This window comes from Candidatus Hodarchaeum mangrovi, from assembly GCF_975850365.1.
This window is the reverse complement of the sequence record NZ_CDLCQJ010000145.1, coordinates 12,333-30,032: the sequence shown is the minus strand read 5'-3', so window position 1 is coordinate 30,032 and position 17,700 is coordinate 12,333. Positions and strand designations below refer to the sequence as shown.

The window sequence follows — 17,700 nt, the reverse complement described above, 5'->3', positions numbered from 1 at the left end:
TAAAAATTGATGGGATTTAATTACCAACAAAAAATAGGCCGAGGAAAAAGCTGTATGACATCAAAAATCAATTTTTCTAACATAACCACTCTATTATTTGACATTGATAATACTCTTCTTCTTTTTGATGAAAAAGAATTCATTCCCAATTATTCTAGATTAATCTACAAGTATTTCCAACGAGAATTTCCGAATCTTGAAATTTTTACACAGATATTTCTATTGAGTACACATAAAATGTTAGTCAAAGACCCTAAAAGAATCACAAATCTAGAAAAATTTACTTTAGATCTTTCAAACCGAATGGGAGGAAATCTTACCTCCCAAGAGATAAAAAATCGATTCCTTCGCTTTTATAAAGAAGATTTTCAAATTTTATCAGAGATTATCACCCCTCATCCTTTGGCAAAAGATATCCTAGAGTTAGCTGCTCCTTATTTTAAATTAGTTGCTGCTACTAACCCTATATTCCCTGCAATCGCAAACGAAATCCGCTTAGGGTGGGCAAAGATAAATAGTAACCAAATCAACTGGTTTGAAGTTACCTCCGCAGATGATTATACATTCTCTAAACCTCAAATAGAGTATTATGAAGAACTTTTAAGGCGGATAAATGAATCTGCAGAGAATTGTTTGATGATAGGAAATGATCCCATAAATGATTTAGTTGCTGGAAAATTAGGGATTAAAACATTTATAATTCAGGATGGAAGAAATAAGTATAATAAAGTAATTAAAACCGATTTGGATGCAAAAGCTCCAAAATTCAAAGCTGATTATTCAGGAACACTCGATGAATTTTATGCAGAACTTAAATCATTCATAAAAAAGAAAGAGAATAATTTAAAATATGAGTAAGATAAAAAATTCCGTTTTGATATTTTATATGAATAGTAATTATTTAATTTGTATGAAATAATGTTTTATCGTCTATGTTGGAAATAACATCTTTTCACTTTTTGTTTTCAAATTAAAGGTAAAATATATTGTTTCTCATTTAAGATTCTAAAACTATTTTACCAAATTGCGTTCCATCTTCTAGTTTTTTATGAGCCTTTCTAGCATCAGAAAGAGGAAGAAAGCTATCAATAATCGGTTTCAACCTTCCATCCCATACAAATTTCAGAACTTCCCGAAGTTCATTTCTAGTGCCCATTGTAGAACCTAGAAGATCAAATTGTTTCCAGAATAATAAATTTAAGTTCATTGAAGTATTATAACCTGTTGTTGCTCCACAGGTTACTAAACGCCCCCCTTTTCGTAAACAACGCATATTTTTATCCCAAGTTTCTTGTCCAGCTGAATCAACTACAATGTCAACTCCTCTTTTACCTGTTAGTTTCCATATTTCTTTTTGATAATCAGGTTGTTCTTTATAATTAATAATAAAGTCTGCTCCGTATTTTTTGGCCTTCTGTAGTTTATCATTCGAAGAAGAGGTAACAAATGTTCTAGATCCAACTAATTTAGCTATTTGCAAAGCAGCTAATGCCACTCCTCCTCCAATTCCAGTTATCAGAACATCTTCCCCTAATTTTAATTTTGCTCTTGTCATTAACATACGATAAGCGGTCATAAAAGTTAAGGGAACTGCAGCAGCCTCTTTAACATCAATAATTGCATTATCAGGAATCTTAATTACATTTTCAGAGGGAACTACGATATATTCTGCATATCCTCCGCGTGTATGTTCACCAATAATTTTATATTTATCACAAAGGGAAATTTCACCTTGATAACAAAATTCACACACCCCACAACTTAAACTTGGGTCTATAATTACTTTTTGTCCTTCAGAGAGATGTTTTACTCGACTTCCAATCATCTCTATTGTTCCTGAAATATCAGAACCTAAGATATGTGGCAACTCAAGCTTTAAATTAGGTATGCCTGCTCTTACAAATAAATCCAAGTGATTTAATGCGACTGCTTTTACTTTGACAAGAACTTGATCATCTGATATATCAGGAGTAGGGAATTCATCAAATATCAGGTTTTCCACTCCTCCAAATTGATGTATTAAAACTGCTTTCATTTTGGCTCATCTAAAATCTTTCTGAGTTATCCTTATAATACAAATTTTTAACATTTCTAAGATAAATTCGAATTTGATTCATTCAATATATTATCCATTTCCCAGAAAATTCCATGAAGAAAATTCACACCGCTTGTCGCACCAATTTGAGCTATTTTTTGTATCTCAGAAGAAAATGCTCTTCTTTGGATTGATGATAAAGAGGATTTATTTAAGAGATCAAGAAATTTCTGTAATTCCTTAGGGTACCTCTTTCGTAAAATTGAACGGAGTAATATAGAGGACTTACTAGTAGTAAATTTTTCAAAGGGGAAGCTTGATAGGAATGAAAAGTCATATTCTGGTTTAAAAATTTGAAAGCAGCATAATATACCAATTATAATATCATCTGACTCCGGAGTGCTTCCTTTTCCTTCCCCAAGAATACTGCGTAGGAGTAAAAATGAGTCATTTATTGAATATTCTTTTCTCATTAACATTGACCTAAATTCCTGAAAAATCTGAGAATTTTTCATAAGTAGTGAAAGGGAAGTTATCTTGGTATTCTTAATAAATACTTTAAGGCATTCATACTGTTCAATCATTTGCAAATTTCTCTCAGCTTCAGATTATTTTAAGAAATGCCATAAGAAAAGCAAGTTAATGTAATATAATTCAAAATACAATTGAAATTATAAATCTATGATTCTAAGGAATTGTATTGAATCGAAGAGTTATTCTTATATTGCTTTGATTGAAAGCCTTAAAATGTGTGTATTTCAATAATAAGTGAGGTACAGTTTTTGAGCGCCACTATTAAAGATCTATATTCCCGATTTATTGAATTTTACCAAGAGAGTTTCACAAAACGAGTTTTTGTCGGAATTTTGCTTGCTATCTCAATATTTGTTTATTTCTTTATAGTTTCAATAATTCTTTCACCAATTCTGACTTCAACTTGGGGTGAAACAATGTTAGATGATCTTCCTAGAATAGGTCTTATAATTGGTCTTCTTATCGCTTTTCAAATTTGGGGCGTTCTCCCTCAACCACCAAAGAAAAAATAGGGGTTATTAAAGGTTTTTGTTTAAACTTCTTTTGTATTCTCTTGTATTAATATAAGAGAGTGTCATTACTGAGGTAAAAAGTATGAGAGCCCCTAAAATTTGCCATACTGATAATCCATATCCTAATGTAACAAAGTTAACAAAAATAGCTAGTAAGGGAAATGATAATTCAGCTAGTCCTCCTATTGAGGCTTTAGACCACCTTAAACCGAAGTAGTATAGTGCTAAAGGAAGTATCCCCCCTGTAAGTAAGGCTGAATATAAAATTGCAATTATTCCAAGCATCTCAATAGGTATAAACTTTGGAAAAGTAGTAAAAGCTTGTGTTAATGAATTAAAATTGTCAGGGGTATAATTAAATAAGATTAAATTAAATATAATTAATATAATTGATCCACCAATATATCTAAAAACAGTAATATCCCAATAGTCAGCTTTATCTGTTAAAATTCTACCGAAAACTGTATTTGAACCCCAAAATACTGCTGCTACAAGTGATGAAAGGGCTGCCATTAAATTAAAGAAATCTCCAGCAATTAGATCTTCATAAGACATAAAAAATATTCCTACTAGAGCAATTACGGCTGAAATATAATAAAATTTAGTGGGTCTTTCTCCTAATATTAGCATTGCGACTAAAAGAGTAATAAGTGGCTGACTTTTTTGCAATAATATAGCAACGGTAGGATTACCAAGAGCAAATGAAATTAGAAAGAAAAACAATCCTAGTCCTGAACCAAGAGAGACAAAAGCTACGCTAAATAATTCTCGCCTTTCAAAAGATCTTAATAAATTAACAAAATGCCTATATCCTCTAGAAAGCATTAAAATTGGAGTGAGGATCAGAGCACCAATAATATGTTCGATGGCAACTATAAAAGATGAAAATCCACTTAGTCGAAGAGCATTCGATAAATTCTTCGCTGCTGGATTATAAAAAAAATCACCAGGTAAAGCACTTAATAACATTGGATTTCGAACTGGTGCGTCAAACGCACGCATTGCATTAGCTATTGATACTATTATTGGTCCTATATATGTTTGTTTGTCTTTTTGATCCATTATTAACCACTATCCGATATAGAACCTTGAATTCTTGTTCATACAAAAATTTTGCTATTAACTATAGTTTAAAACCAAAAATGAGTAATCATCATTAAACACTTTTATTTCTAATTTTTTACCTAAATTTTATAAGATTAGGAAAATACTAGAAATTTAATTATGAAAACTACTTAGATATATTTCTACTTCGGTTTTATTCCTCAAAGGGGTAGAACATGTCATATTTTTACAAACATACATGATATCTTCTTTCCAATCTTCTCTTTCCATTTGTGAGATACGTCCAACTAATATAGCTAGATCTCGTAGCTTACCTACATTTGTCTGAACTACTCTTAAGATAACTATATGAGGAATAAAATTGTCGATTAGAAATCTGTCTGGTGAATTCTCATTCGATTGATCATTTGATAAAAAAGAAATGAATTCTATGGGTTTAGTAAGGTAGTAATCTAAACTCATGAATATATCTCCATTCATATAACCTTGATCTTTATACCAACCAGCTAAAAAGTTAGCTAGTTCTTCCGCTCGTTTTAAATACTGGGGATCATTACTATAATGGTATAATCGAATTAAATTTTCTAAACTAACTGCGTTTGCTGAAGGAAGTGAAAAAACAATTACAGGTTTAATTTTGACTCCTAAATCTGTATGATATTTACTAGTTAGGAAATAACCAAAAGATGTTTCATCCCAAAATTCGTCATCCATTATTTTCTGAAGTTTTCTAGCTTCATTAAAATATATTATCTCACCTGATTGTGCAAACAATTCCAAAGACGCTTGAATTAACAATGAATAATCTTCGGAAAAAGCAAAAGTACTAAATTGGTTATTATTCGAACTTCTATAAAGCATATTTGTTTTAAAATCCTTCATATTTTTGATAATATAGCTAAAAGCTTTCTTAGCCATTTGAACATATTCTTTTAAGTTTAAAACATATCCTGCTTTTGTTAATGCAGTTATCACTAATGCATTCCATGCCACAATGATATTTGTGTTTAAGAAAGGTTTAGGTCGTTTTTCTCGGAATTCAAGTAATGTTTCTTTAGCAGTTAAGATATCTTCCCAAAATTCAGGATTTTTTTCTGTGTCAGAACGTAAGAATACTGTTTTATTTAGAATTGAATAACCATCTTCAAAGTTACCTTCATCAGTCACATCATAATATTTGCAGAATTTCTTGCCTAAATCATCTCCTAGAATATTAATAATTTGATCTTTAGTCCAAATGAAATATTTTCCTTCTTTTCCTTCAGAATCAGCATCTTGTGAAGAATAAAATACACCATCAACAGACATTATCTCCCGTTTTAGATATGAAACTAGTTCTAAGGCAATCTTTTTGTATGCTAAATTTTTAGTAATTTGATATAATTCTACAGTCAAAATAAGAAACTGAGCATTGTCGTAAAGCATTTTCTCGAAATGAGGAACAAACCATTTCCTATCTACACTATATCGATGAAATCCAGAAGCTAATTGGTCATATATTCCTCCAGAAACCATATTATCAAATGTCTGTGTGACCATTGTTAGTAATTCCTGGTTCTTATTTTTCTGATAATACTGTGTCAATAAAAATCGTAAATCTGAAATTTGAGGAAATTTTGGTCCACTAGATCCAAATCCTCCGAATATCTTGTCATAATTTTGCATTAATCCAGCTATATGATCATTTATCATATCATACGAGATTGATGCTGATTTATCACCAATTGAATTGTTTTCTCGGATTACTTGAAGCACTCTCTCTGTTAAATTTGTTATTTTTGAGAAATCTTTACTAAATTCTTGATGAACATACTGTAGAACTTCTTTGAAAGAAGGTAATCCATAGGAAGTATTTTTAGGGAAGTATGTTCCCCCAGCAAAAGCTAATCCTTCAGGAGTACAAAAAACTGTTAATGGCCAACCTCCCCGCCCTCCAGTCAATAGTGCAATAGCAGTTTGATAATGAGAATCCAGATCTGGTCTTTCTTCTCTATCAACCTTTATGCTGATATATAATTTATTCATAATTTTAGCAGTTTCAGCATCATCAAATGATTCATGCTGCATAACGTGACACCAATGACAGGCAGCATAACCTATACTTAAGAGAATTGGTTTAGCAGTTTTCTTTGCTTGAATTAATCCTTCCTCCCACTCATACCAATCAACTGGATTGGTAGCATGTTGAATTAAGTAAGGACTCGAAGCATATTTTAAACGGTTCTGTTTTAGTTTGGAATTACGGTTCATAATTACCACTTTGTCAAAGTAGCTGAAGTTTTTTATATCTAAAATAACAAATGCCTCTAAACTCGTAAAAATTAGGAGAACTAAAACAATAAGTTTTTTTTTATTTTTTCTAAAGGAAATGAAAAGAGAGTGATGGAATCTTGGAAGTTTTAGAAGATCCAATTGAAGTTGTTGCAGTTGGTGCTCACCCTGATGATGTTGAATTAGGAATCGGGGGAACGTTAGCTAAATTAGTAAAGGAACATGGAATTAGAACAGGAATAATTGACCTTACAAATGCTGAACCAACACCGCTTAACGAAAAATATCGTTCACCTGATGATTTTGATCCTGATTATGCTGAAGTTCGTTTAAATGAAGCAAAAGAAGCTGCTAAAATTCTTGGGGTTAAAAGAATCACGCTTAATTTACCCAACAGACGTTTATTTGACAACTTCGAGAATAGATGTGTATTAGCATGTATTTTTCGAAGCTGGCGTCCTAAGGTAGTAATTCAAATGTTTGGAAAAACTTTAATGGCCTCTCCTGATCATTATGAAGCTCAATTAATAACAGAAGCAGCTATATTTTATTCTCGTTTAACTAAATGGGAAAAGTACATGAATTACTTACCTGTTCATAGGATTACATCACTTCTTTATTTTCCTGTAAGATTTATTGGATTACACCCAGACAATTACACCTCATTTTTAGTTGACATCACCAACACAGTTGATTTAAAAGAAAAAGCAATTTTATGTTATAAATCTCAAGGATTTGACCCAGATAAGAAACAACAAGGTCTAAGACATTTTCCATCTGTTATTTTGAGCTGGAATAGAAATTTAGGATCACAAATTGGCGTAGAGTATGCTGAACATCTAATCTCACCAACTCCTCTTAAATGTGATGATTTTTCATATTTTCTAAAACGGTGAAAACATTTAAATTATATTTGCCCGAAGAATTTGGCTTTACTTAATATTTTTCTGATTTAGAAATTCGTTTATTCTTTTATAAGCCAATTCTACATATTCATTATTTATTTCATACCCAACAAACTTTCTTTTTGCTTTAAGGGCAGCAATAGCTGTTTGAACACTACCCATAAATGGATCTAAAACTATTTCATTTTTATAAGAAAATAGTTGTATACACCTAAATGGCAATTCGATTGGAAATGGCGCAGGATGACCAATATTTCGTGCAGATCCAGTAGTGAAATTCCAAATACTCTTTGTATACTCTAAAAACTCGTCTCTTGAGATCGTGTTTAACTTATCTTTTAACTGAGGACGTTTGTACATCTTTTTTGAAAAAAAAAGTATATATTCATGAATATCTCTAAGTGTTGGATTAGAGGAAGATTGCCAAGAACCGCAGGCTGTGGAAGAGCCTGCAGAAGCTGATTTGTTCCAAATAACCTCACCACGAGGAAGAAATGATAAGGCTATCAATTGATTATAGAGATATGAATGAAGAGGAAAATAGGGTTTCCTTCCAAGATTAGCTACATTTATGCATAAACGTCCTCCTGGTACTAAAACGCGGTAACATTCTCTCCAGATTGATTCAAGAAAAGATAAATATTCATCTAAGGAGAAATCATGATCATAATCTTTGCCAACATTATAAGGAGGACTAGTAATCAAAATATGTATACTATTATCAGGAAGTTCATCCATTTTTTCACTTGATTTATTTATTATTGAATTTAATAATGAATTAGGAATAAAATTTTCTTTATATTCGACAATTTCTTCTTGAGGTAGATTTTCAAACATTTTCCTTGAGTAGAAATATGAAGCATCATGATTGATTCGTTCTGAAGACCCAAATAGTGAAGTTTTTGTTGCCTTTCTCCGATTTGTTCTTACCATTCAGTAATTCTCCATTTGTTTTATGATTAGTATTATGGATTATTTGGGTTATTTGAATAGTTAGTTATTGCTTCAAGAATCGTATCGAGATTGGTTTTTGCCCAATCAGCAAATAAGAAAATGGCAAATTCCTTCTCAGCATCAAGAGAAGATCCTTTAAATAAATAGGTTGCCACTATATGAAATAATTTTTCTTCAAAAGATAATTTTTCTTTCATAAATGCCCTTTATATTTAATTGTTATATAAAATCATATCAAAGTCTTCTTGTTCTATGATTATCTTTTTATAAAGTATCTTTCAATGAAAAGAAATGGGGATAGCCATGAATAAATACAAAATACTAAGCCTCATTCAAGTCATTTTTATTTCATTAACAGCCTTTTCGATTTTAGATTTAGGATATGAACAAACATCTGAAACATGGGGGGAAGGCTTATTCTTTAATAGGGTGTTTTTTTACAGTGATGGGTTAATTGGTTCAATTCTCAAAGATTTTGACTTTTGGGGCCCATTACAATTTTGGGCTTATTGTTTTTTTATTGTAGCAATTTGTCAAATAATAAAAGCATTTACTGTTAGTTGGCCAAAATGAAAGAGCAATGTCAAAAGGAGATTGAAGAACTCCATCAGTTCTTTGAACAATGGTATAATGGGGTAATTCCGTGTTCAAAAGATCATTTAACTCGATTAGAAAATTCCTTAAGTTATAATTTTAACCTAATTACACCAGAGGGTAAGTTATTCGATAAAGAAACAATTGTTGATATAGTGAAAAGAGCCTATGGGACACGAAAGGAGCATCAGCTAATTATATGGACAAAAAATTTTCAATTTAAAGAATTAACGCCTAATTATATGATGGTTATATATGAAGAATGGCAAAAGATTAATGAAATTGATGTAGGTCGGATAAGTACCGCTATTTTCCGTAAAAATAATCTAATAAATAGTGGTGTCGAATGGCTTCATGTACATGAAACATGGTTACCGAAATAAGTAAGACTAAAAAAGAATATGTAAAAGCTTTAGCAATTACATTTATTTGGATATCACTATTTGTTGAATGCTATTTAGGATAAATAAGCAACTATTTTTACATTAGTTCTAATTAATTCCTAATAGATAAGATCCGGTTTATTTTCCAAAAAGGAGATTGGAAATTTGAAAAATCAATCAATAATATTAAATTCTGAAATGAATAGATTATTACAGGTTCTTGACTTAACAAAACAGAAATCAATTGATACTCTCGCTGAAGAACTCGATTTACCTAGAGCAAAGGTTGAATTACTCATGTATCAATTGCATAAAAAGGATCTTGTCGATTTTCAAGTTCAAAATGTCTTAAAAGTGGTTTTGACTACTGAAGGAAATGATGTATTAAAGAACGGTTTACCTGAGAATCTGATACTTCGATACATCAAGAAAAAAAACGTTAAAACTTCTCTTATAGAAATTTCAAAAGACTTAGAACTTTCTAAACCAGCTTTAAACGCTGCTATTGGGCAATTGAGAAAAAAAGGAATTATTAATATTGAAAAAGGTATGGTTCAACTAATTAAAGAAGTAGATAAGCTGAATGAAAATTTAGAAATATGTATTAAGTCTCTAAGTATTGATCCCTTGATTTTGCCAAGTGATGAAGATGTTGACATTCTTACAAAAAGAAAACTAATAGAACTAAAGGAACGCCAGCAAACACTTGTTAATTTATCAGCTAATGGATTAAAAATGAAAGATACAGTTCGAATAAAAGAGAATATATCCAAATTAACACCTGAAGATATTCGAAATGGGAATTGGAGAAATCTTGAGTTAAAGCACTATAAAGTTACTACTGAGGCAAAATCAATCCCTTTTGGAAAAAAACATCCATACTTGACCTTCCTTGAGGATGTAAAGAGGATTTTAATAGGCCTTGGGTTTTCTGAAATGAGAGGCCCTCTGGTTGAAACCGAATTCTGGAATTTTGATGCTCTTTTCCAAGCTCAAGATCATCCTGCACGCGAATGGTCTGACGTTTATACAATTAAAGACCCAAAATCAAAGAATAGTATCTTACATGGGACTTTACCAAAGGATAAATCTCTTGTTGACGCTGTTAAAAGAGTTCATGAATCAGGTGAACCTATTAAGTCTCGTGGATGGCGTTATAGGTGGGATTCAAATAAAGCTTCACAATTGCTTTTACGTCCTCAAGGAACTTCAGTGAGTGCAAGAACCTTATATAAATTAGAAATTCCCTCTAAATGGTTTAGTATCGCTAGATGTTACAGGCCAGATTCAGTCGATGCAACACATCTTTCAGAATTTAACCAGTTAGAAGGAATTGTATGTGATCCAAGTATCACCTTTCGAGACTTATTAGGAATATTGAAAACGTTTGCTGAGACTGTAGCTGGCGCAACTGAAGTTCGATTTAAACCTGATTATTATCCTTTTACTAGTCCTTCAGTTGAATTAAGTGCTAAGCATCCTAAATTAGGTTACATTGAATTTGGAGGTGCAGGAATATTTCGACCAGAAGTGACTGTTCCTTTTAATATATCTGATCCTGTTATTGCTTGGGGATTAGGTGTAGACCGACTTTATATGGTAAATCGTGGGATAAATGATATTCGTGAATTATTTTCTCAAAACCTAGAATGGTTAAGGACTGTTCCTCTAGTTTAGCGGTGAATACTATGGTTGCATTCAAAATTTCCTATAGTGATGTCATTTCGCTGTTGAAATTGAATAATCAACCCACAGTTGAATATTTAGACGAACTATTTAGTTATGCCAAATGCGAAATTGATGAATATGATCTAGCGGATGATTTGTTAAAAATAGATTGCAAAACTTCAAATAGACCAGATTTATGGGGAGTTGAAGGATTAGTTCGTGAAGTATCAGGAATTCTTGGCACAGAATCGGGATTACCTGATATTTCAACTGAACCAAGTGGGTATATTATTGAGGTCGATCCTAAGATCAAAAAGATAAGACCATATATTTCAGGGTCTATTGTTAGGGGATTGAAATTTACAGATTTTCTTATCAAACAATTAATTCAATTACAGGAAAAAGTCGATTTTTCCTATGGCCGACGGCGACAAAGATCCTCAATTGGTATTTACAATATAAAAATGATAAAAAGCCCAATCAAGTATGAACTTACTTCAAGGGAGTTCAAATTTGTTCCGCTTGGTTATAGTGATCCACTTTCTCTTGATGAGATTTTAAAAGTTCATGAGAAGGGTATTGAATATGGGAACATTCTCCCATCTAAAGGTGACCTTCCAATTCTTCGTGATATTACAGGAAAGGTATTATCTATGCCTCCAATTATTAATTCAAATGATGTAGGGAAGATAAATGAAGATACAACCGATGTCTTAGTAGAAGTAACAGGAACAAATCTAGAAGTAGTTCAAGTTGTTGCAGCATTAGTAACACAAGCACTGAGAGATCGTGGTGGCACTGTTTATAGCCTTGAAATTCATTATCCTCCAAATCATGGAGAGGCATCTAAAATAATGATCTCTCCCCGTTCTGAACCATATTCCATTGAAGTTGACCCTCAAGAAATTGAAAAATGTTTAGATTTAAATTTAAAAGCAGAAGATATTCAAAGATTATTACCAAAGAGAAGATTTGAGGTAGAGAAAAAGAAGAAAAATTTACTAGTGAAATACCCTCCTTATCGTGTAGATTTATTACATACAGTTGATATTGCTGAGGAGGTTGCAATTGCGTATGGTTATATGGAAATTACCCCAACTCGTGATAAAGTTATCACAATTGGAAAGCTTTCAGAACGTACGATTAATGAAAATTATATTAGAGAAATTTTGAGTGGTTGTAACCTTCAAGAAGTTCTAACATTTACATTGACATCACCAGAAAAGCTTAATGATCTAATGGGTCATGTAAGTAAAAGCTCCACCTCAAATGTTCAAGTTGCAAATCCTGTTAGCTTAAACTATTCAATTCTCCGAGACCGTTTAATTCCTAATCTCCTTGATTTTTTAGCAAAAAATACTCATAATGAATACCCCCAATATTTATTTGAAGTAGGAGAAGCAGTAATAATCGATCATAAATGGCATCTTCAAACAATCTCTAAAGCTGCCGTTGTGCTTGCTGGAAAAGATGCCTCATTTGAACTAGGGCACAGTATTCTTAAAGTCTTATTTACAGGTATTTCTATAGAATATACATTAGAACCTATTGAATCCTCTGAGTTTATTATTGGACGTACTGCTCGGATATTATCTGATGGAAAAGAACTTGGTATAATCGGAGAAATTTACCCTGAAATATTAGAAAATTGGCAATTATTCATGCCAACAGTTGCTTTTGAAATCGATCTTTCCAAAATTCCTACTTTGAACTTGCCTCCATTATACACTTTTGAGTGATCATATTCCTCTTTAGGTAAAGAAAATGGCAAATCCCTTTAATTTAAATGTAGATACACTTATATTTGACTTTGATGGGACCCTTTTCAACGGTAAAACGCTTAGCTTACCTATTTTTCAGAATTGTCTGATCAAATTGAAAGAGAAATTTGGAATTCCTACTCAAATACCAACAGAAACGGAAATATTAGATCAATTCGGAAAACAAACTCCAGAATTATATTACCCCCTATTGAAAACTAAAAACAAGAATATAATAGAATTTTTTGGACAATGTGTTGAAAAAACCGAAGTTGAAAGATTTAAAACACATGGAGAACTCTTTTCTGGGGTTCTAGAGACTCTCAAATTATTGAAAAAACGAGGTTATAAACTTGCATTATGCACAAATGCACGAGCTGATTATTTTACGGCAGCAATGTCACGATTTCAGTTCTCACAGATCTTTGATTTAATGTTAGCAGCTGGGAACTTTCCAGGAAAAGATAAAGTCTGGATGGTAAATAAAATTAAAATTGATTTAAAATCGAATAGCTTTGCCGTTATAGGAGATCGGATTCATGATTTTGAAGCAGCAAAACAGAATGGTGGGATAGCGATAGGATGTACTTATGGATTTGGAAAAGAAGAAGTAAGATATTCAGATCATATCATCAATGACTTCACTGAATTAGCTCAAATTTTCCCATAGCCATAAAAAAATATGATTTCAAAATATATATTTCTAAAGGGAGTATTTAACGCATCATATACCTTTAATATCTATAAAGAATATATGTAAATCAAAAAATAAGTGTTATAGTTGTTAATTTTTTTCTGACTATTTATACAATGACTTTGTATTTATTAGGTACCCAAAAAACTTTATATTGAGAGAGATAGGATTAGAATTAATTGTAAGAAACCGAGTTTGAGTGCTGATTAGTACTCTCTCTTTTATTTCTTATTTTCAAATTCAATAGGTGAATGAGATGGCTACTGAAAAAATAAAGATGTTTGCTGATGCGATAAATGCGAATGAAGAAGTTAAAGGAATGTTAAAAGGATGGGCTAAAATCGCTGGATACGTGATCGATGGCGAAGATTGTTATATAGAACATAAAGCTGATGGCAGCTGTGAGTTTCATGAAGGAAAACCTGAAAAACCAAATTTTACAATGAAAGGTCCATCAGACGTATTTGATAAAATGTTCACAGGAGAACTTGATGCTCAGAAAGCTTTCTTTGCTAAGCAATATGCGATCGACGGTGACGTCATGGGGACAATGAAACTCCTACCAGTCATTAAGAAGCTTCAAACATAAAGAGTAGATAGTTCCTTCTTTTTTTTCTTTCTTCTCGTTTATTGTTTCTCTCTAAACTGCATTACTCTAGCTTATAGTATGTAGTTGATATCAAAATCATAATATTAAGTTCTTCATCTTAAATAGTTCTTTAATATACTCATTTTTTATATAGGTATTAGCTACAAGCTCATTCTTAAATAAAATTACTCTTTAATAATATTTAGACATAGTTATCTTTTGATTAGTATTATAATTTTAATCTAGCCCATTTTTCAACTATTTTTCTAGACTAAATGTAAACTAGTCACAATACAGCATTATAATAATCATTCAACAGACTAGAGCGCAAATATTATTAATGACTCTTACCTAGTAACCTTAAACGAATTATTTGCAAGATAACAAGAATTTATCATGTTAAAAGCGAAATATACTAGAAAAACACATAGTAGAAAGATGAATTTTCCAACATTTGGTGAGAAAAAGATGCGTGAAGTTGTAATAGTTGACTATCTTCGAACTCCATTCTCACGTTCACGACCAAACGACCCCGATCGTGATAAATTGAATGAATTTCGAATGGATGTACTAGCAGGGCGCTTAATTCGCGAGATGATCAATCGAAAAGGTATCGATCCTAAAGATATTGGAGATGTTCTTGTAGGTGCCGCTTTTCAAATCATGGAGCAGTGGTTATATGGAGGAAGACCTATTGTTGCCTTAGCAGGTCTTCCTGAATCAGTTAGTTCTCAAGGTATTGACAGACAATGTGGTTCTTCGATGAACACGATTCATACAGGTGCATTGCAAATCATGACTGGTTATTCCGATGTAGTTGTCTCTGCTGGTATAGAACATATGACTCATATTCCAATGGCCAACAATCCCAATATCGATCCTCCTACATTTCTTGCTGCTGAAGAACAATATGCAAAATATGATTTTGCGACAGGATTTGTTATGGGATTAACAGCTGAAAAACTTTTCAAATTAGCTGCTAAAGAATATGGGTTAACTCGTGACGATTTAGATCAATATAGCTTAGAATCTCATGAATTTGCAGCAAAAGCTCAGGACGAAGGCTTTTTCAAAGATGAAATCATGCCAATTAAACTTGCTAATGGAGAAATATTTGATATTGATGCCTCTGTACGCCGAGGAAGTACAATGGAAGCCATGCGAGGATTAATGCCGTCATTTGATTTTGAAGGTGTAATAACTCCTGGGAATTCGTCTCCTCTCAATGCAGGTGCCACAGCGATGATTTTAATGTCTAAAGAAAAAGCACGTACTTATGGATTAGAACCACTTGCAACCATTAAATCATTTGGTTGGGCTGGTGTAAATCCAGGTATTATGGGTCAAGGTCCTGTACCTGCTTCAAAAATGGCTCTAAAACATGCGGGTCTTGAAGCAAAAGATATTGATTTTTGGGAAATCAATGAAGCTTTTGCAATAGTTGCTCTAAATTGTATTAAGCAACTTGGTATTGATAGGAACAGAGTCAACGTCAAAGGTGGTGCATTAGCTTTAGGACATCCTCTTGGTGCTACAGGAACACGATTAGTAGGAACATTAGCTCGTATTCTAAATTGGGAAGATGGAACATATGGATTAGCTAATGCTTGTATAGGTGGTGGTCAAGGAATCGCTACTGTATTACAAAAAGGAGGTTAATCATTTTTCAATAGTAAATAAAGGAATAGGTGAAATAATATGAAAGTAGATGATATTAAACATGTAGCAGTCATAGGAGCAGGCGATATGGGGCATGGTATAGCTGAAGTTTGCCTTATGACTGGTTATACTGTATCTATGTATGATATTAAAGATGAATTTGTTGAAAAGGGTAAGAATCGGATTGATTGGAGTTTAAAAAAACTCGCGGAAAAAGCAAGAATTTCTGAAGGAGATCATAAACGTTTCATGGCGAATTTAACGATTTCTACAGATTTGAAAGAAGTATGTAAAAATGCAGATATTGCAATTGAAGCAGCTCCTGAAAATCTTGAGTTAAAAAAGAAAATATTCAGCGATCTTGATAAATATTGTCCAAAACATGCTTTATTATGTTCTAATACTAGTAATATGAGTATTAAGGAAATTGGTGAGGCAACAAAGAGACCAGAGAAAGTAGCTGGTTTACATTACTTTAATCCTCCTGTATTAATGCAATTGATCGAAATCGTTAAAAGCAAGAATACATCTGATGAAACTATTCAATTATTAATTGACTTTGCCAAAAAACAGACAAAAGATCCTGTAGTTTCGCTAGATAGCCCTGGATTTATTGTAAATCGTATTAATGCGATTACTATGCTACTCATTCATCAGATGTTAGACAGAAAGGAATACCCTCCTGCTGAATTTGATGCCGCAGCCCAAATGATGGGGATGCGAATGGGTCCTTATGAATTAATGGATTTTGTAGGCTTAGATGTAGCTTATCACTCAATGAACTATCTTGCAGATCGACTGTCCCCTGATTACAAACCTACACCATTAATGCAAATGTTAATTGATGAAAATAAGTTAGGTAAAAAAACTGGAGAAGGAATTTATAAATGGCCTTCTGACGGTGGACGTCCCGAAATTGATTTATCTAAGGCCTGTAACTTTGATATCATGAATCTAATGCGAGTACAAATTAATGAAGCTGCAAAAGTTTTAGAAGAAGGTATTGCACCCCGAGGTGCAAAAGACATTGATACTGCAATGAAGAAAGGAATGAATAATCCTTTTGGACCCTTCGAATTAGCTGAAAATGCTGATTTTAAGGAACTTACTGAATATATGGACAGTTTAGCGGACAAATATGGATTAGAAGTCTTTAAAGCTCATAAATGGGTTAGAGATGGATCATTAAATGAAAGAGCAAAAGAAGCAGTAAAAGCTGAAGCAGCTAAGAAAGCAGGACCAGAATTTGATAAAATTGAAATCGAAAAGGATCCTGAAAACTTTGTGACAACTCTGTGGTTAAATAATCCTCCAGTTAACGCAATCGGGGGTCAACTACTTGATGAACTTAATAAGGCTCTTGATATTCTTGCTGAAGACTATGATACTCGTGTTATTGTTGTCAGAGGTAAAGCTAATTGCTTTTCAGCTGGTGCTGACCTTGCAGGAGGCATTCCAGATAGTGCGTGGGCATTTAAAAACTATGTAAGAAAAGGTCAAACCACATTTAAGAGATTTCGAGAGATCCCAAAACCTGTTATTGCAGCTATTGAACGATATGCATTTGGTGGTGGTTTAGAACTATCCATGAGTTGCGATTTACGATACGCAAAGAAATCAGCAAAAGTAGGTCTAACTGAAGTAGGTCTCGGTTTAATTCCAGGGTGGGGTGGAACTCAATTGATGGTAAAACATATTGGAGTTGGAAAAAGTATGGAGCTAATACTTACAGCGGAACGGATTGAAGCTGAACGAGCGTTCAAAATGGGTTTAATCAATGGATACTTTGATGATGATGAGTTCGAGAAGAAAGTCTATGAAATCGCTAAGAGGATCGCTAAAAAAGTATCTCCTATCGCAGCAGGAATCGCAAAGCAAATGATCAATTACGGAAGTGAAATACCTCATGATATTGGTCTAATGCTAGAATCATACGGTGGAGGTCTAGTATTTACTACAGAAGATCTTCAAGAGGGAGTTTTTGCCTTCATGCAAAAACGAGATGCAGAATTCAAGGGACGATAAGATTCTTCCCTCTTCTTTTTTTTTATTTCGAATAATAGAACACTTCTATCTG

The 17,700-nt window shown here is 32.6% G+C and carries 17 protein-coding genes; 11 read left to right on the top strand and 6 right to left on the bottom strand.

What is annotated here, in order from left to right; genetic code table 11:
* The first annotated feature begins 54 nt into the window (after positions 1–54).
* The gene (locus tag ACWVCY_RS14060) at positions 55–858 is read left to right on the top strand and encodes an HAD family hydrolase (RefSeq protein WP_455143611.1); all 804 of its coding nucleotides are present in this window, start codon (positions 55–57) and stop codon (positions 856–858) included.
* Positions 859–997: 139 nt separating this feature from the next.
* Here the strand turns inward: ACWVCY_RS14060 and ACWVCY_RS14055 are convergent, their stop codons facing one another.
* Positions 998–2,035: a zinc-binding dehydrogenase gene (locus ACWVCY_RS14055; RefSeq protein WP_455143609.1), complete on the bottom strand. Its 1,038-nt coding sequence runs from the start codon at positions 2,033–2,035 to the stop codon at positions 998–1,000.
* 56 nt (positions 2,036–2,091) lie between these two features.
* A complete protein-coding gene (locus ACWVCY_RS14050) occupies positions 2,092–2,619 on the bottom strand; it encodes an oxamate carbamoyltransferase subunit AllH family protein (protein ID WP_455143607.1) in 528 nt (175 codons plus the stop codon).
* Between the two features lie 198 nt (positions 2,620–2,817).
* On the opposite strand from ACWVCY_RS14050, the gene ACWVCY_RS14045 reads away from it, so the two are divergent.
* Entirely contained in the window at positions 2,818–3,081 is a 264-nt protein-coding gene (locus tag ACWVCY_RS14045; protein ID WP_455143605.1) for a hypothetical protein, read from the top strand.
* A 6-nt stretch (positions 3,082–3,087) separates the two neighbouring features.
* On the opposite strand, the gene ACWVCY_RS14040 is transcribed toward ACWVCY_RS14045, so the two are convergent.
* Both ACWVCY_RS14040 and ACWVCY_RS14035 read right to left on the bottom strand, forming a co-directional pair.
* Complete coding sequence (locus tag ACWVCY_RS14040) at positions 3,088–4,143, bottom strand: DMT family transporter (RefSeq protein WP_455143603.1); 1,056 nt, start codon at positions 4,141–4,143, stop codon at positions 3,088–3,090.
* Between the two features lie 156 nt (positions 4,144–4,299).
* A complete protein-coding gene (locus ACWVCY_RS14035) occupies positions 4,300–6,396 on the bottom strand; it encodes a thioredoxin domain-containing protein (protein WP_455143601.1) in 2,097 nt (698 codons plus the stop codon).
* A 140-nt stretch (positions 6,397–6,536) separates the two neighbouring features.
* On the opposite strand from ACWVCY_RS14035, the gene ACWVCY_RS14030 reads away from it, so the two are divergent.
* Positions 6,537–7,313 carry a PIG-L family deacetylase gene (locus ACWVCY_RS14030; protein WP_455143599.1) on the top strand — a complete coding sequence of 259 codons (777 nt, stop codon included), beginning with the start codon at positions 6,537–6,539 and terminating at the stop codon, positions 7,311–7,313.
* Between the two features lie 36 nt (positions 7,314–7,349).
* On the opposite strand, the gene ACWVCY_RS14025 is transcribed toward ACWVCY_RS14030, so the two are convergent.
* On the bottom strand, positions 7,350–8,255 hold the full coding sequence (locus ACWVCY_RS14025; protein WP_455143597.1) for a DNA-methyltransferase: 906 nt from the start codon (positions 8,253–8,255) through the stop codon (positions 7,350–7,352).
* 32 nt (positions 8,256–8,287) lie between these two features.
* Positions 8,288–8,473 (bottom strand): hypothetical protein, encoded by a 186-nt coding sequence (locus tag ACWVCY_RS14020; protein ID WP_455143596.1) that lies wholly within the window; start codon positions 8,471–8,473, stop codon positions 8,288–8,290.
* Positions 8,474–8,579: 106 nt separating this feature from the next.
* On the opposite strand from ACWVCY_RS14020, the gene ACWVCY_RS14015 reads away from it, so the two are divergent.
* From ACWVCY_RS14015 to ACWVCY_RS13980, 8 genes are all read left to right on the top strand, one after another.
* Complete coding sequence (locus ACWVCY_RS14015) at positions 8,580–8,849, top strand: hypothetical protein (RefSeq protein WP_455143594.1); 270 nt, start codon at positions 8,580–8,582, stop codon at positions 8,847–8,849.
* On the top strand, positions 8,846–9,253 hold the full coding sequence (locus tag ACWVCY_RS14010) for a hypothetical protein (protein WP_455143592.1): 408 nt from the start codon (positions 8,846–8,848) through the stop codon (positions 9,251–9,253). Before ACWVCY_RS14015 ends, ACWVCY_RS14010 begins: the two co-directional genes overlap by 4 nt.
* 165 nt (positions 9,254–9,418) lie before the next feature.
* Positions 9,419–10,930 (top strand): phenylalanine--tRNA ligase subunit alpha, encoded by a 1,512-nt coding sequence (gene pheS, locus ACWVCY_RS14005; RefSeq protein WP_455143591.1) that lies wholly within the window; start codon positions 9,419–9,421, stop codon positions 10,928–10,930.
* 11 nt (positions 10,931–10,941) lie between these two features.
* Positions 10,942–12,660: a phenylalanine--tRNA ligase subunit beta gene (gene pheT, locus ACWVCY_RS14000; protein ID WP_455143589.1), complete on the top strand. Its 1,719-nt coding sequence runs from the start codon at positions 10,942–10,944 to the stop codon at positions 12,658–12,660.
* A 25-nt stretch (positions 12,661–12,685) separates the two neighbouring features.
* On the top strand, positions 12,686–13,351 hold the full coding sequence (locus ACWVCY_RS13995; RefSeq protein ID WP_455143587.1) for an HAD family hydrolase: 666 nt from the start codon (positions 12,686–12,688) through the stop codon (positions 13,349–13,351).
* A gap of 280 nt (positions 13,352–13,631) precedes the next feature.
* The gene (locus tag ACWVCY_RS13990; RefSeq protein ID WP_455143612.1) at positions 13,632–13,964 is read left to right on the top strand and encodes an SCP2 sterol-binding domain-containing protein; all 333 of its coding nucleotides are present in this window, start codon (positions 13,632–13,634) and stop codon (positions 13,962–13,964) included.
* A 468-nt stretch (positions 13,965–14,432) separates the two neighbouring features.
* Positions 14,433–15,623: an acetyl-CoA C-acetyltransferase gene (locus tag ACWVCY_RS13985; protein ID WP_455143585.1), complete on the top strand. Its 1,191-nt coding sequence runs from the start codon at positions 14,433–14,435 to the stop codon at positions 15,621–15,623.
* Positions 15,624–15,662: 39 nt separating this feature from the next.
* A complete protein-coding gene (locus ACWVCY_RS13980; RefSeq protein WP_455143583.1) occupies positions 15,663–17,648 on the top strand; it encodes a 3-hydroxyacyl-CoA dehydrogenase NAD-binding domain-containing protein in 1,986 nt (661 codons plus the stop codon).
* Positions 17,649–17,700: the final 52 nt, after the last annotated feature.